The organism is Streptomyces pyxinicus, assembly GCF_024753135.1.
Lineage (GTDB): Bacteria > Actinomycetota > Actinomycetes > Streptomycetales > Streptomycetaceae > Streptomyces > Streptomyces pyxinicus.
In genome coordinates, this window is sequence record NZ_JANUGP010000013.1 from 171,357 (window position 1) to 185,911 (window position 14,555).

14 protein-coding genes are annotated in these 14,555 nt (G+C 72.9%); 9 read left to right on the plus strand and 5 right to left on the minus strand.

Going from position 1 to position 14,555, the window contains the following annotated elements:
* Nucleotides 1-4 precede the first annotated feature (4 nt).
* Entirely contained in the window at nt 5-559 is a 555-nt protein-coding gene (locus tag NX794_RS19140; protein WP_258779790.1) for a methylated-DNA--[protein]-cysteine S-methyltransferase, read from the plus strand.
* 13 nt (nt 560-572) lie between these two features.
* Here the strand turns inward: NX794_RS19140 and NX794_RS19145 are convergent, their stop codons facing one another.
* Nucleotides 573-998 (minus strand): VOC family protein, encoded by a 426-nt coding sequence (locus NX794_RS19145; RefSeq protein WP_258779791.1) that lies wholly within the window; start codon nt 996-998, stop codon nt 573-575.
* A 96-nt stretch (nt 999-1,094) separates the two neighbouring features.
* Between NX794_RS19145 and NX794_RS19150 the strand changes: the two genes are divergently transcribed.
* A complete protein-coding gene (locus tag NX794_RS19150) occupies nt 1,095-2,003 on the plus strand; it encodes a pseudouridine-5'-phosphate glycosidase (RefSeq protein ID WP_258779792.1) in 909 nt (302 codons plus the stop codon).
* Complete coding sequence (locus tag NX794_RS19155) at nt 1,988-2,926, plus strand: carbohydrate kinase family protein (protein ID WP_258779793.1); 939 nt, start codon at nt 1,988-1,990, stop codon at nt 2,924-2,926. The genes NX794_RS19150 and NX794_RS19155 overlap by 16 nt, the downstream gene beginning before the upstream one ends.
* A gap of 134 nt (nt 2,927-3,060) precedes the next feature.
* On the opposite strand, the gene NX794_RS19160 is transcribed toward NX794_RS19155, so the two are convergent.
* Nucleotides 3,061-3,855 carry a methyltransferase domain-containing protein gene (locus tag NX794_RS19160; RefSeq protein ID WP_258779794.1) on the minus strand — a complete coding sequence of 265 codons (795 nt, stop codon included), beginning with the start codon at nt 3,853-3,855 and terminating at the stop codon, nt 3,061-3,063.
* Nucleotides 3,856-4,032: 177 nt separating this feature from the next.
* On the opposite strand from NX794_RS19160, the gene NX794_RS19165 reads away from it, so the two are divergent.
* A complete protein-coding gene (locus tag NX794_RS19165; RefSeq protein WP_258779795.1) occupies nt 4,033-5,160 on the plus strand; it encodes a magnesium and cobalt transport protein CorA in 1,128 nt (375 codons plus the stop codon).
* A gap of 71 nt (nt 5,161-5,231) precedes the next feature.
* On the opposite strand, the gene NX794_RS19170 is transcribed toward NX794_RS19165, so the two are convergent.
* Nucleotides 5,232-5,864, minus strand: a complete 633-nt coding sequence (locus NX794_RS19170; RefSeq protein ID WP_258779796.1) for a nucleoside/nucleotide kinase family protein — start codon at nt 5,862-5,864, stop codon at nt 5,232-5,234.
* Between the two features lie 909 nt (nt 5,865-6,773).
* Between NX794_RS19170 and NX794_RS19175 the strand changes: the two genes are divergently transcribed.
* Nucleotides 6,774-7,469 (plus strand): DUF2293 domain-containing protein, encoded by a 696-nt coding sequence (locus NX794_RS19175; RefSeq protein ID WP_258779797.1) that lies wholly within the window; start codon nt 6,774-6,776, stop codon nt 7,467-7,469.
* Nucleotides 7,470-7,992: 523 nt separating this feature from the next.
* Entirely contained in the window at nt 7,993-9,480 is a 1,488-nt protein-coding gene (locus NX794_RS19180) for a glutamate synthase subunit beta (protein ID WP_258779798.1), read from the plus strand.
* A 169-nt stretch (nt 9,481-9,649) separates the two neighbouring features.
* Here the strand turns inward: NX794_RS19180 and NX794_RS19185 are convergent, their stop codons facing one another.
* On the minus strand, nt 9,650-9,904 hold the full coding sequence (locus NX794_RS19185) for a DUF397 domain-containing protein (RefSeq protein ID WP_258779799.1): 255 nt from the start codon (nt 9,902-9,904) through the stop codon (nt 9,650-9,652).
* Nucleotides 9,905-10,765, minus strand: a complete 861-nt coding sequence (locus tag NX794_RS19190; RefSeq protein ID WP_258779800.1) for a helix-turn-helix domain-containing protein — start codon at nt 10,763-10,765, stop codon at nt 9,905-9,907. It lies immediately after the preceding gene.
* A 310-nt stretch (nt 10,766-11,075) separates the two neighbouring features.
* Here NX794_RS19190 and NX794_RS36080 point away from each other — a divergent pair, with 310 nt between their 5' ends.
* The 3 genes from NX794_RS36080 to NX794_RS19205 all read left to right on the plus strand — a co-directional run bounded on the left by NX794_RS36080 (nt 11,076) and on the right by NX794_RS19205 (nt 14,500).
* The gene (locus NX794_RS36080; RefSeq protein ID WP_428985927.1) at nt 11,076-11,912 is read left to right on the plus strand and encodes an ATP-binding protein; all 837 of its coding nucleotides are present in this window, start codon (nt 11,076-11,078) and stop codon (nt 11,910-11,912) included.
* Between the two features lie 80 nt (nt 11,913-11,992).
* A complete protein-coding gene (locus NX794_RS19200; protein WP_258779822.1) occupies nt 11,993-12,433 on the plus strand; it encodes a hypothetical protein in 441 nt (146 codons plus the stop codon).
* 123 nt (nt 12,434-12,556) lie between these two features.
* A complete protein-coding gene (locus NX794_RS19205; RefSeq protein ID WP_258779801.1) occupies nt 12,557-14,500 on the plus strand; it encodes an ABC transporter ATP-binding protein in 1,944 nt (647 codons plus the stop codon).
* The last annotated feature ends 55 nt before the right edge of the window (nt 14,501-14,555 follow it).

Genomic DNA, 14,555 nt, shown 5'->3' on the forward strand with positions numbered 1-14,555 from the left:
GCGCATGGACAGCCTCGGGCAGGATGAGCAGCGGGTCGTGTGGGCCGTCGTGGACAGCGACATCGGCCCGCTGATGCTGGCGGCGACACGCGACGGCCTGGTCAACGTGGTCTTCCACGCCACGGACGCGGTGCGCGACCGCGCCCTGGAGCGGCTGACGGCCCGGCTGGGCGGTGCCCCGCTGGAGGACCCGGGTGCGCCGCTGCTGGCCGAGGCGATACGGCAGCTCCGGGCCTACTTCGCCGGCGAGCGCAGCGACTTCGATCTGCCGCTGGACTGGTCGCTGATCTCCGGATTCAACCGGCAGGTGCTGCGCGAACTGGCCACCGGGGTGCCGTACGGAAACGTCGTGGGGTACGGCGAGCTGGCCGGCCGGGTCGGGCAGCCCGGCGGGGCGCAGGCTGTGGGCGCGGCGATGGGTGCCAACCCGCTGCCGCTCGTGGTGCCCTGCCACCGGGTGGTCGAGAGCGACGGCGGGATCGGAGGGTTCGGCGGCGGCCTGGAGACCAAACGCAAACTGCTCGCGCTGGAGGGCGTGCTTCCCGAGCCGCTGTTCTGACCTTCAGGGGCGTCTAGGTGTCGTAGTGCCGGGCCTCGAAGACGTTGCCGTCGGGGTCCCGGAAGTAGAAGTTGCGGACGGCCTCGCCGCGGGCGCCGAACGAGTCGTGTCCGATGTCGCTCAGCGGGACACCGTGCTCCGCCAGCCTCGCGCGCAGGGCGTCGAAGGCATCGGCGGGCAGGGCGAGGCACACGTGGTTGACGGGATGGCCCGCGCTGTCGGCCGAGCCGGGGACCATCCGCATGTGGCCGGCGAAGTCGTGCGGGGCGAGGTCCAGGATCGTCTCCTCGTTGACCCGGACGGACGGGAAGCTCACCTTGCCCGCGGCGAACTCGGCGACCCGTAGAGGTTCGAGACCGACGGCCTCCGCGTAGAAACCGGCGGCGGCGACGGGATCGGCCACCCACAGGACGACGTGGTCGAGGCGTGTGCTCGTCATGGCTCCAGGCTGGTGGCGGGCCGCACAGGCCGCAAGCGTTTAGCGGCGCCCCGCACCCGCCAGAGATGAGGAAGGACCGTCGGACGGGAGGCCTGCGTGGTGCTGGTGGTGTCGGAAGAAGTCCGGGAGGCGATCGACGCGCGGCGGCCGGTGGTGGCCCTGGAGTCCACGATCATCGCGCACGGCCTGCCCCGCCCGCGCAATCTGCGGGTGGCGTCGGAGCTGGAGGAGACCGTGCGGCGGGAAGGCGCGGTCCCGGCGACCGTGGCCGTTCTGGACGGACGTCCCCGGGTCGGCCTGGACAAGGCACAGCTGGAGCGGATCGCGAATGACGAGGGCATCCGCAAGCTGGGCCACCGTGATCTGCCGCCGGCCGTGGCGACGGGGGCCAGCGGAGCGACGACGGTGTCCGCGACAGCGCAGCTGGCCGCGCTGGCCGGCGTGCGGGTGTTCGCGACCGGCGGGCTGGGCGGCGTCCACCGGGAGTGGACGGTCACACAGGACGAGTCGGCCGACCTGGGGCTGCTGGCGCACACGCGGATCACGGTGGTGTGCGCGGGCGTGAAGTCGATCCTGGACGTCCCCGCGACACTGCAACGCCTGGAGACGCTGGGCGTGACCGTCGCCGGGTACGGCACGGACCGCTTCCCCGGGTTCTACCTGGCCGACTCGGGTCACCCGGTCGACTGGACACTGAGCACACCGGAGCAGGTCGCCGAGGTCATGCGGGCCCAGGACGCGCTGGGCGCGCCGGAGTCGGCGCTGATCGTGGCCAACCCCGTGCCGGAGGCGGAACAGCTCGATCCCGAACTGCACGCGCGCGTGCTCGCCGACGCGGTCGCCGCCTGCGCGGAGCAGGGCGTCACCGGGCAGGCGGTCACGCCGTTCCTGCTGGACCATCTGGTCCGGCACACGGACGGCGCGTCCCTGAGCGCCAACCTGGCGGCCGTGCGGGGCAACGTACGGCTGGCGGCGCGGATCGCCGCCGCGTGGACCGAGGAGTGACCGCCGGGCGGCACGGCGGTGCGCTGCTGGTCGTCGGGGACGTGGTCACGGATGTGGTCGCCCGGCACCGGGGGCCGCTCGCGGCCGGCACCGACACGGCCGCCGTGATCCGGACGCTGCCGGGCGGCGCAGGCGCCAACGTGGCGTGCTGGGCGGCGTACACCGGGTGCGCGGACGTACGGCTGCTGGGCCGGGTCGGCGCGGACTCGGCCGCGTGGCACGAGCGCGAGCTGGTGGCGGCCGGGGTGCGGCCCCGGCTGATCGTCGACCCCGAGGCGGCGACCGGGACGGTGGTCTGCCTGGTGGACACGGGCGCGGCGGCCGAGCGGACGTTCCTGTCGGACAGCGGGGCGTCGTTACGGCTGGAGCCCGGCGACTGGTCGGACGGGTTGCTGGACGGCGTGGCCCGGTTGCATTTGTCGGGCTATCTGCTGTTCTCCGAGTCGAGCCGCGCACTCGCCGAGACGGCGCTCGCGGCGGCCCGCGCGCGGGCTGTGCCGGTCAGCCTCGACCCCGCGTCGGCGGGCTTCCTGGCGGAGTGGGGCGTGGACCGCTTTCTCGCGTTCGCGGAGGGACTCGACGTGCTCGTGCCCAGCCGGGACGAGGCGTGTCTGCTCACGGGACTGCCGGATCCGGCGGACGCGGCGGCGAAGCTGAGCCGTCTCGTGCCGCTGGTGGTCGCCAAGGCGGGGGCGGACGGGGCACTGGTGGCGCGCCGCGGTGCCGTGGACGCCCGGGTGCCGGCCCCGCTGGCGGCGCCGCGGGACACCACCGGCGCCGGTGACGCCTTCACCGGCGCGTTCCTCGCGGCCCTGGTCGCAGGCGCGGAGCCGCGGGAGGCGGCGGCACAGGGGTGCCGGGCGGGGGCCGATGCGGTGCGGCGAGAGGGCGGGAGACCGCCCAGGGAAGACGGTGGTGGCTGAGACCGGGGGCCGCGTACGGACGCGTATGCCTGACGTGCCGTCACCGGTCGCGGCGCGCACGGGGGCGAGGCGGGCTGACGGGGACGGTGACCGACACCGGCTCCTGCCGCGTCGGGTCCCTGCCCGAGTGCCGGCTACTCCCTCCTGCCCCATGCGGAGATCATCGGTGCGGTGGCCAGGTCCATCCCACCGCCCTCGACGTTGGCGAGGTGCTGGTCGATCTCCTCGTCGGTGGCAAGCCCCGCGGTGACCAGCCGCTCGCGGATCTGACGGACCGTGGCGGCCTCCAGGGCGGTGCAGGCGGGTGAGGTCACCGGGAAGTAGGCATCGGCCCGCACGTCCCGCAGACCGGCGTCACGGAGCAGCCGCGGCAGCTTGCGGCCGTACGCCAGATCGGCGCCGCGCTCGGCGAGCAGGGAACGGAAGCCCTGACGCAGCCGGTTGGCGAGCCGCTGCTCGGGGCCGTGTTCGTCGGGGCAGATCAGCGGCTGCAGGGCGGGGTCGGCGTCCTCGATCAGCAGCCGTCCGCCGGGCCGCAGCGCCTGGATCATGGACCGCAAGGCGCGCTCCCGGTCCGGGACATGGACCAGAACGAGCCGGGCGTGGACCAGGTCGAAGCCCTCCCCCGGTGGCTCCTCGACGCCCACGTCGTGGACGCGGACGTCCACCGGTGGGCGCGCCGCGGGGGTGAGCCGCGAGGTGTCGATGTCGGTGGCGACGATCCGCCCGGCCGGGCCGACCCGCGTCGCGAGCCACGACACCACGGAGGTGCCGCCCGCCCCCACCTCCCAGCAGCGCCATCCGGGTTCGATGCCGAGCCCCTCGATGTGCCGGAAGGTCGTGGGATCGAAGAGGGTGGCGAAGGCGTCGAAGCGCCTGCCCGCCTCGCTCTGCTGGTTGTCGAGGAGATACCCGTCGGACGGCGTCATGTGCGTGATCATCCCAGTCATCGCCGGTCTCGCCCCCTCGGCATGCTCCGTCCACAGGCGGGAACAAAGCGGAACGCGCTGTTCCCACAGGCTTTTCCGCGTCGGCCGCTCGGCTGGCATGCTTGCGGGGCAAGGCGCGGAAGCGGTGAGCGGGGAGATCCACGCGAGGAGATCCAGATGTCCATGGCAGGAAACCTGCGGAAGGTCACGGGGTTGAGCAGGGTAGGCGGCCTGCGCAGGGTGGCACGGCTGGCACGGCGTCGGCCGCGCGTGGACCTGAGCCATCCCGCCAGGTCGCCGCTGGGCTCGTCGGTGGTGAACTGCGTGATGTACCAGGACGGGGAGCGCGTACCGGAGTGCGCCGACCTGGTGGATGCCGTGCGACTGGTGCGCAAGCGCGGCGACGGGTTCGTCTGGCTCGGTCTGCACGAGCCGACGGACGCCGAGTTCGCGGACATCGCGGAGCTGTTCGACCTGCATCCGCTGGCGGTGGAGAACGCGGTCGAGGCGCATCAGCGTCCGAAGCTGGAGCACTACGGGAACACGCTCTTCGCGGTGTTCAAGACGGTCTGCTACGTCGAGCACGAACAACTGACGGCGACCAGCGAGGTGGTGGACACCGGCGAGATCATGGTGTTCGTCGGTGAGGACTTCGTGATCACGGTGCGCCACGGGCGGCATGGCTCGCTGGGGCCGCTGCGCGAGGAGCTGGAGTCTGATCCGCGGCAGCTCGCCAAGGGGCCGGCGGCGGTGCTGCACGCGATCGCCGACCATGTCGTGGACGAGTACCTGAGCGTCACGGACGCCGTGCAGGCCGACATCGACCAGGTCGAGACGGAGGTGTTCTCGGAGAACGGCGCACGGCTCGATCCGGGCCGCATCTACCAGATGAAGCGTGAGCTGCTGGAGCTGAAGCGGGCGGTGGTGCCGCTCGGCCGTCCGGTGGAGGATCTGGCGACCCGGCCCATCCGGGTCGTGGACCCGGAGATACAGGCCTACTTCCGGGATGTGCTCGACCATCTGATTCGGGCGAAGGAGCAGATCGCCGCGTTCGACGAACTGCTCAACTCGATCCTGCAGGCGCATCTCGCGCAGGTGACCGTCGCGCAGAACGAGGACATGCGGAAGATCACGGCCTGGGCGGCGGTGATCGCCGTGCCGACCATGGTGTGCGGGGTCTACGGCATGAACTTCGACCACATGCCGGAGCTGCGCTGGCGGTTCGGCTACCCGCTGATCATGACCCTGATGGCAGGGATCTGCGTGGCCCTGTACCGGGGCTTCCGGCGCAACGGGTGGCTCTGACGGAGCGCCGTTCTCGCCGACGTGTCGGCGTCTGACGGTGGTCGGCGGAGCACCGCTTCGCCGGCGGTCTCTCAGCCGACCCAGGCGGGGTGGCGCGGGTCGTCGGCTCGGACCAGCACGTCCGCCGCCGCGGCCGGGTCCGTCTCGGACTCGTAGCGTTCGAAGGCGGGGAGCGTCCAGTGCTCGGCCTCGGGAGTACGGCGGCGCAAGGCGCCCGGAGAAAGGAGGACGTGGACGGTCAGATCGAAGGGGAACCAGTGGCGGAGCAGGAGGGGGCCGTGGAGCAGCAGGATGCCGCCGGGCGGGAGTGTGACGTAGGAGCTGCGGGTCGCCCGGTCGGTGGCCGGGTCCCACAGGTCGGGCAGGATGCGCCCGCTGCCTCCGGGGTCGAGCGGGGCGAAGACCTCGCGCCACAGGGCGCCGGTGTCGAACCATCCGCCGTAGTACGACTCCGCGTCCCGCCGCCCGTGTTCCAGGCGCAGCGAGTTGGGACGCAGGAAACCCTCGGCACCGACGACGAGCGAGGGACGGCCGCGCACCCGCAGCGCCTCCCCGACCAACTCGGCGAGGTCTCCGGGGCGGCCGGCCGGTGCCCCGTCGAAGGCGACGCGCGGCCAAGAACCCCCGTCGGCCGGCTCCAGGCCGGTCAGACGGTCGGCGAGGAGTTCGGCGAGCCGGTCCCAGGTGATCGCTTCGAGTCGCACAGGGACCATGATGCCGGGTGGCCCGAGTGGCCGGTGCGGGCGGCCGCCGTGGCGCGGGGCTGACGGTCAGGCGGGGCAGTCGACCGACCGGCGGGGCGAGAGCAGGGCGCGCAGATGCATGTCGCTCCAGGCGCGGGTGGCGGTAAGGAGGGGGATCGGGGTGCGACCAAGAGAGGTGAGACAGTGCATGCCGTCTCGCCGTTCAGCGGGCCGGAGCAGGGATTCGACACGCTCGACCCCGCGTTCTTCGTGAAGGCGGCCGACGCACTGCCCGGCGGGCTGGCGGCGACCGGGGGCACCGGCTGGTCGTGGTGGGCTGGGAGCGAACCGCCGCGGCACGAACGGCCGGCCCGTGATGGACGATTGGTGATGGACGACCGGTTGCGTTCCCGGCGGAGATCCGGCCCTTCGCGCTGGCGCACACGGCCGGGCTGCGGCGGCTGCGGGAGCGCGGGGACGGCCCGGTCGACCGGGTGATGCTCACCCCCGCCGGATACCTGGAGCACGGCGGCCGCCGCACGGGACGGTACCGCGTCGGCGGTGAGCGGGTGCCGGACGGGAGCGGGGGCTATCCCACCTTGAGCGGCGGAGGGGGTGGCCGGACTCGGGTGCCGATCGAAGTGGCGACCGGCCGGTGGGCGGCGCCGGCGGCGCGGCGGTGACCGGCGGGAGTGGCCCGGTACCGGCGGACGACCGATCCGGGGATGGTGTCCCGGCCACCGGCAGGGCTGGGCCGGTATCGGTGAGGTGCGGTTGTCGTATGCCGATCTCGCGGTGGCGGCGGTGGACGAGAGCGAGGCTCCGGTGCGGCTTCGCACGCGGGTGTCGGTGTTCAACTTGCGGTGAGAGGAGGGGATTTGCGAAGCCCGAGCGTGGGAGGCGGGGGTGGTGACGGGGAAGGTACCGGGTATGGCGCTTCCCTCGGCTCCTCGCTCCCCCGGTCGGCTCGTGGCCGTACAGCCCATGAGGCGCAAACGGTGTGCGGCTTGCCGGCGCGGTCCGTTGTCGCTGCTGGTGCTGGAGGACGGGGCGCCGCGTTGTCTGGACTGTGCCGACCTCGGGCACCTGGTGTTCCTGCCGCGTGGCGACACGGCACTCACTCGCAGGTCACGAGAGGAGAGCGGGCTGTCGGTGGTGGTCGTGCGGTTCAACCGGCGCGGCAGCCGGTACGAACGGCAGGGCGTGCTCGTGGAGGAGGCGGCTCTGGTCCGGGCCGAGCAGCGCTGTCTGGCGGACGCCGAGGCCAGGCGCCGGCGGCGGGCTCGGGACGCGCGGCGCCGGTTGGTGGAGGACGAGCGGTTCAAGGCGGCGTTCGCCGCGGAGATCCGCCGGCTGTTCCCGGGCTGTCCGGACGGCCGGGCCCTGGCGATCGCCGGGCACGCGTCTGTGCGGGGCAGCGGGCGGGTGGGGCGTAGTGCGGCCGGGCGGGCGTTGTCCGAAGGCGCGGTGACCTCGGCGGTCGTGGCGGGGGTACGGCACGCGGACACACCGTACGACCGGTTGCTGATGAGCGGGGTGCCGCGTTGGGAGGCGCGGCGGCGGATCGCCCCGGCGGTGGAAAGCGTGTTGCTGGCGTGGCGGGAGGCAGGAGAGGGCGTGGGCTGAGGCGAGGGGGCGGGAGGGAATGGCGGTCGTGAGGATCGGGAGGAGGGGAGCGGGGAGATCGAGATGGAGATGGGGGAGATGATCAGCAGGCTGCACTTCGGCCTGATCGGCTTCGTCGGCCTGATCGGCGCGGTCGACTTCGTCGGCCTGGTCGGCCTGGGAATCCACGGGACCGGGCCGGTGGCCGGGATGTTCTGTCGGGGCGGGGCCGGTGGTGGGCAGCGTGGGGGGTTCGGTCGGGTCGGGCGGGCGCACTCTGGTGACGGATGTGCCGTGCGGCGACAGGCCGGCCCGGTCGGCCGCGGGTGTTCCGGAGGCGGCCACCGTACGGGCCGGCGTCCGTCTGGCGCCGGCGGCCCCGGCCGGCTGCTCAGACCGTGGCACCACCTTGCGGAAAGCGCTGTGGGACGTCCTGCGAGGTGGTCGGTGCGGACGTATCGTGGGCCGCAGGAGTGCCGCCCGACGACGCACGGCCCCGTCGTCCGTCCGGCGCCTTCGGCGCCCGTACGCGAGGAAGACGACCATGGCCGATCCCAAGGGGTTCATGAGCACGCCGCGCCAGGAGTGGCCGCGGCGGCCCGTGGAGGAGCGGGCGCGGGACTGGGACGAGGTGTATGTCCCGGGCGCGCTGCTGCCGATCATCAGCAAGCAGGCCGACCGCTGCATGGACTGCGGGGTGCCGTTCTGCCACGAGGCGTGTCCGCTGGGCAATCTCATCCCCGAGTGGAACGACCTGGTCGCGCGGGCGGACTGGCGGGCGGCGAGCGACCGGCTGCACGCCACGAACAACTTCCCGGAGTTCACCGGCCGGCTGTGCCCGGCGCCGTGCGAGGCGGGATGTGTGCTGGCGATCAACCAGCCGGCGGTCACGATCAAGAACGTCGAATGTGCGATCGCGGACCGGGCGTGGGAGGAGGGCTTCACCCCGCCACGCCCTCCCGAGCGGCTGTCGGGCCGGACGGTCGCCGTGATCGGCTCCGGGCCCACCGGGCTGGCGGCGGCGCAGCAGCTGACCCGGGCCGGGCACACGGTCGCCGTGTTCGAGAAGGACGACCGGCTCGGCGGGCTGATGAGGTACGGCATCCCCGCGTTCAAGATGGAGAAGCGGCATCTGGAGCGGCGGATCGAGCAGATGCGGGCGGAGGGGACGAAGTTCCGTCCGTCGACAGCGGTCGGGCGGGACGTGCCGGCGGACGAGTTGCGGACGCGGTACGACGCGGTGGTGATCGCGACGGGTGCCACGGCGTGGCGGGAACTTCCGGTGGTGGGCCGGGAGTTGAAAGGGATACACCAGGCGATGGAGTATCTGCCGCTGGCCAACCGGGTGGGAGAGGGGGATCTGCCGGTCTCGCCGCTGTCCGCCGCCGGCCGGCATGTCGTGGTCGTGGGCGGTGGAGACACCGGGGCGGACTGTCTGGGCACGGCGGTGCGGGAGGGGGCCGCGTCCGTCACCCAGCTGGACATCTACGCGCAGCCGGGTGCCGAGCGGGACGAGGACACCGAGCCGTGGCCGACGTATCCGAAGGTCTACCGCATGTCGGCCGCGCACGAGGAGGCGCGGGACCTGCGGACCGCGCCGGCGGCGGACGCGGACGCGCGGCTGTTCGCGGCGTCCACGCTCCGCTTCACCGGTGACGCGGACGGGCAGGTGCGCGCGCTGCGGCTCGTGGGGGTGGACGAGCAGCGGATGCCCCTGGCTGGGACCGAGCGCTCGCTCCCGGCCGACCTGGTGCTGCTGGCGTTGGGCTTCTCCGGACCCGACCGGGAGGACGGGCTGGTCGATCAGTTGGGGCTGGCGCTCGAACCGCGCGGCACGATCGCCCGGGACGACGGCTACGCGACCAACGTCCCCGGGGTGTTCGCGGCCGGGGACGCGGCGCGCGGGCAGTCGCTGATCGTGTGGGCGATCGCGGAGGGGCGGGCGGTGGCCGCGGCCGTCGACCGCTACCTCATGGGCGAGTCGCGGCTTCCGGCACCGGTGTCCCCGAGGGACCGGCCGATGCGGATCTGAGCGAGGTACCGGCGATGCCGCCGGTCCGTTCCAGGACCCCGCGACACGAGGCCGGCCAACTCGCGACACGAGGTGGGCCGGCTCACGACACGAGGTGGGCCGGCTCGCGACACGAGGTCGGTCAAGGTGCAAAAAGCGTCGGCCGGGAGCGTGCGCGCCCGCGGCCTGTTCAGGCGAGCAGGAAGTCGGCCTCCCCCGCCTTGGCGCCCTCTATGAACGCGGTCATCTCGTCCGTGGTGTAGATCAGTGCCGGCCCGTCCGGGTCGGTCGACTGGCGGACGGCGATCCGGCCGTCGGCCAGTTTCATCGCTTCCAGGCAGTTGCCTCCGTTGCCGCCGCTCCAGGGCTTGTGCCACCCCTCACTGCCCAGCTCCCGCGCGGGCATGCCGTTGTAGACGTGCCCGCGCGGCTTGATGCGATCCATTCACAGCTCCTTGCGGAGATCCCGGAGGATCTCCTTCGTGCGTTGTGCCGTAGCGGCCTGCGCCGCCATGCGGTCCATGACCTCGAGATGGGTCGCCACCTCGGCGCGCGCGTCCAGGTAGACGGCGCCGGTCAGGTACTCGCTGTAGACCATGTCCGGCAGTTCTGACATGGCAAATCGGAACAGCACGAAGGGCCCGTACGTCCCCGGGTGCGGCCCGTTGGCGAACGGGGCGACCTGGAGCGTCACATGGGGCAGCTTCGTGGCCTCCAGCAACTTGTCGATCTGCGCGCGCATCACCTCCGGGTCGCCGACCGGGCGGCGTAGCGCGGTCTCGTCCATCACCGCCCAGAAACGGGGGGCGTCGGGGCGGGTGAGCAGTTCCTGGCGCTGCATGCGCAGGGCGACATGGCGCTCGATGTCCTCCGGGCTGGTCTGGCCGACGGCCCCGGATTTCAGCACCCCGCGCGCGTAGTCCTCGGTCTGCAGGAGGCCCGGGACGAAGTGGGGCTCGTAGGAGCGGATGAGGGCGGCCGCGCCCTCCAGGCTGACGTACATGGAGAACCAGCCGGGCAGGATGTCGTGGAAGCGCTGCCACCAGCCGGGCCGGTTGGCCTCCTCGGCGAGCCGGACGAAGAGGTCGGCCTCCTCTTCGGGCACGCCGTAGGCCCTCAGCAGCAATTGCAGGTACGGGATCTTGAGGGCGACCTCGGCCGTCTCCATACGGCGGATGGTGGCGGGGGCGACATGGAGGACCCGGGCGGCCTCCTCGCGCTTGAGTCCGGCGCGTTCCCGCAGATCCAGCAGGCGTCGGCCGAGGACCACCTGACCCACGGTCGGCGCGGACCGCGGTTCGCTCACGCTCCCACCTCCACCGAACGCCTCACCGAAAGTTCCCGACAGCCCTGCGGCGCCATTCGAAGGCTCATTCGAAGATCCGTTCGGTTCCTCGATGACCCCAATTGGCGCCGCGCGACATGCTGTTGCGAGCAGTGTGCCACGGCCTCCGGCCGAGTCATACTGCACTCTGCAATTTTCATAGTGACACTTGCCAAGTGTTCGCGGCGGGGAGATAGTGGCAAGCGTGATTCCGTCCGCGCCCTTAGGAACAGACGCCGCCGCCGACCGTTCCGGTCTCGGCGCCGCGCCGGGAACCACCCCTTCGGGGGACATGTCCCAGCGCCGGTTCCGCTTCGAACTGGCCGCACATCCGGGTTCCGTCGCCCAGGCCAGACGCCTGGCGCACGCCCGGCTGACCGGCTGGGCGGTGTGCGCGGACACTTGTGACAGCGCGGCCCTGGTCATATCCGAGCTGGTCACCAACGCGATCGTGCACACCATGAGCAATCGTGTGGTGTGCGAACTGCACGACCACGACGGCACGGTGCGCATAGCCGTGCGCGACGAGGGCCGTGCTCCCGGCGAACCCCACCCGTCCCCGCAGCGTCCTGACGAGGAGCACGGGAGGGGATTGCTTCTCGTCGACGCGTTGTGCCGGGCCTGGGGTGCGCAGGAGCACGGCCCTGGACTACTGGTCTGGGCCGAGTTGGCAAGGCAGGGCGACGCGGCCGACCCAGCCGCCGAGCCGCGGAACGACCTGGGCTGGGGCGCCCGCCCCAAGCCCGGCCGGGCCGAGGAACCGGGCGACGACCGGGCCGAGGCGGCCTACGACCGGGCCGAGGTCTACGACCCGACCACGGTCCACGATCCGACCACGGTGCACGACCGGACCACGGTCCTCGATCGGGCCGCCGACGAGCCGGAACACGAGGTCCACGACCGGGCCGTAGGCCGGCGCGAGCACGACGGAGCGGCCGGCCGGGACCAGTACCACCAGCCCGTGTCCAAGCCCGTGACCGGCCGGCACCGGCCTATGGCGCCCGAACCGCACCGGCACCGCACCACGGCCGTGCCGCCGCAACGGGCGCCCGAGCAGCGGGAACACGGGAGCCTCGGGCAGCCGGAACACGGAAGCCCCGGACATCAGCACGCTGGAGAGTGGCAGTGACCGGCACCAATGGCTTCGACCGGTTCGGCGGGACCGGACCCGGCCCGTACGGCAGCGTCGCCTCCGACCGCCCCGAGGGGATCCGCGCCGAGGGAACCGGCGCCGAGGGACCGATCGGGCTGGACACGCTGATACGGCTGCAGCGCCGGCGGCCGCCCGTGGGCGGTCCGGGCGCGCGTCGGCCGCTGCCGCTGCCCGACGGCATGACGGCACCGCTCGGCTACGACGCCGTGGCCGTGTCCGACCGCCTCGGCCCCCTGGTCGTGCCGCGGCTGCCCCGGCTGGGCTGTGTGTACGCCGACGGCACGCACTGGTGGTGGATCGTTCCGGCGGACTCCGACTACGCCCTGCGCTGGCCGGCCCCGGCCCAGTACGCGTCCGACGCCATGGCCACCGGTACCGCCCGGCTGATCCACCGCCCCGAGGGCACGGCGCCGTACACCCCGCCGATCCCGCTCTACCTGGCCCTGTGCCGGGTGACGGGCACCAGCCCCGACTGGTCGAGAGCCATGTCGGCGTAAGCGGCCGCGCCGTAGCCGCCCCCGGCACTCCTTCCACGCCCCCCGTCGCTCCCCCGCGCGCCCTGCCGACGCACCGCGCGGTGCCGCGATAGTGGCCGTTCCGTCGTGGTCCGGGAGGTCAGGGTGAGGAAGAGACGGGGGAAGCCCGAGCCCGCGCTGTCGGGGTCGGAACGGCTGCTGTTCGGCGGACCGCTGCGCTACGACACGGGCTGGAGCAAGCACGCGGACGCGTTCCTGCAACTGAGCTTCCGGGCGATGCTGGTACGGCTGCCCGGCATGCTGGTGTCCAGCCTCCGGCTGGCCCGGCGGGCCGACCCGCGGGCCACCTGGATCGTGCTGACCGCCGAACTGGGCCGGGGCGTGGTCGGGGCGGTGAGCCTGCTCGCGGTGAACAGCGCGCTCGGCAGACTGCTCGGCGGCACGGACATCCCGGAGCGGCTGCGCGCCGCCGCGCCCGCCCTGGTCGTCGTCGCCGCCGTGATGCTGGTGGGCACGCTGCTGCGGGCCGCCTCCGTCTACGCCACCGGTCTGCTAGAGCCCAAGGTGGAGCGGGTGGCCACCGAGCTGTATCTGGAGTGCGCGGCCGGCGTCGAGCTGGAGGCCATCGAGGACCACGCCTTCCACAAGCTGCTGGACACCGCCCAGTACGGCGCGCGGTCCACGCGGCACATGATCGGATACGGCACCCAGGTGGTCAACGCGCTGATCTCGCTGATCGCGGCGGCCGGCGTGCTGACCGTGCTGCATCCGGCGCTGCTGCCGCTGCTGGCCACCATGACGCTGCCCAGTTCCTGGAGCGCCCTGACCAACGCCCGGCGCCGCTACGAGTCGTACCACACCTGGGTGCAGCACGCCCGGGCCGGCCATCTGCTGAGCGGGCTGCTCACCGAGCCCCAGGCGGCGCCGGAGATCCGGGTGCACGGCATGGGCCCGTTCCTGCTGCGGCACTTCCGGGCCATGTCGGAGACAGCGGAGGCGGAGCAGGCGCGGCTGTCCCGGCTGGCCGCCCGGACCGGGCTGATCGCGGCGGGCTGGACGGGCCTCGCCACCCTCGCGACGTACGCGACGCTGGGCGCGCTGCTGCTGGGCGGCGCGATGGCCCTGTCCGTGGCCGGTACGGCGGTGCTCGCGATCCGCACGGGCGCGTCGAGCCTGGACACGCTGGTCCTCCAGATCAACCAGCTGCACGAGGAAGCCCTGTTCGTGGGCGATCTGGAGCGGCTGTACGAGGAGGCGGCCGAGCGTGCGATCCCGGCCGGCGGTGCGGCGCTTCCGGAGGACCCGAAGGAGATCCAATTCGAGAACGTCACCTTCAGCTATCCGGGCGAGGCGACCAGGCCCGCCCTCGACGACGTCACCCTCGCGCTGCCGCTCGGGCGGATCATCGCGCTGGTCGGCGAGAACGGTTCCGGCAAGACCACGCTGGTCAAGCTGCTGGCGGGGCTGTACACCCCGGACCGGGGCCGGATCCTCTGGGACGGGGTGGACGCCGGGCGGGCGGACCGGCGGCTGCTCGCGGAGCGGGTCGCGATGGTGGCGCAGGACTTCAAGCGGTGGCCGTTCACCGCGCGGGTGAACGTGGCGGTCGGCCGGTCCGGTGTGCCGATGACCGAGGAGCGGCTGGCGGCGTCGATCGCGGACGCGGGGGCCGAGGAGGTGGTCGCGGATCTGCCGCACGGTCTGGACACGCTGCTGGCCCGGCACTTCAGCGGCGGCCACGAGCTGTCCGGCGGGCAGTGGCAGCGGCTCGGCATCGCGCGGGCAGCATACCGGCGCGGCCACATCCTGATCGTGGACGAGCCGACGGCGGCACTGGACGCGCGGGCCGAGCTGGAGGTGTTCGAGAAGATCCGGGCACTGGCCGGCAACGGGCAGACGGTCGTGCTGATCACCCACCGGCTGGCCTCGGTACGCCACGCCGACCTGGTCCATGTGCTGGAGCACGGGCGGCTGGTGGAGTCCGGCACCCCGGCGGAGCTGCTGGCGAGCGGCGGTGTCTACGCCGAGCTGTACGCGCTCCAGGCCGAGCAGTTCACGGCACGGATCCCGGCGCCGAAACCGGCCTGAGGCGGCCAGCGGAACGCACCGGCTCACTCGGCCCCTCCGGCTCACCGACCCACGG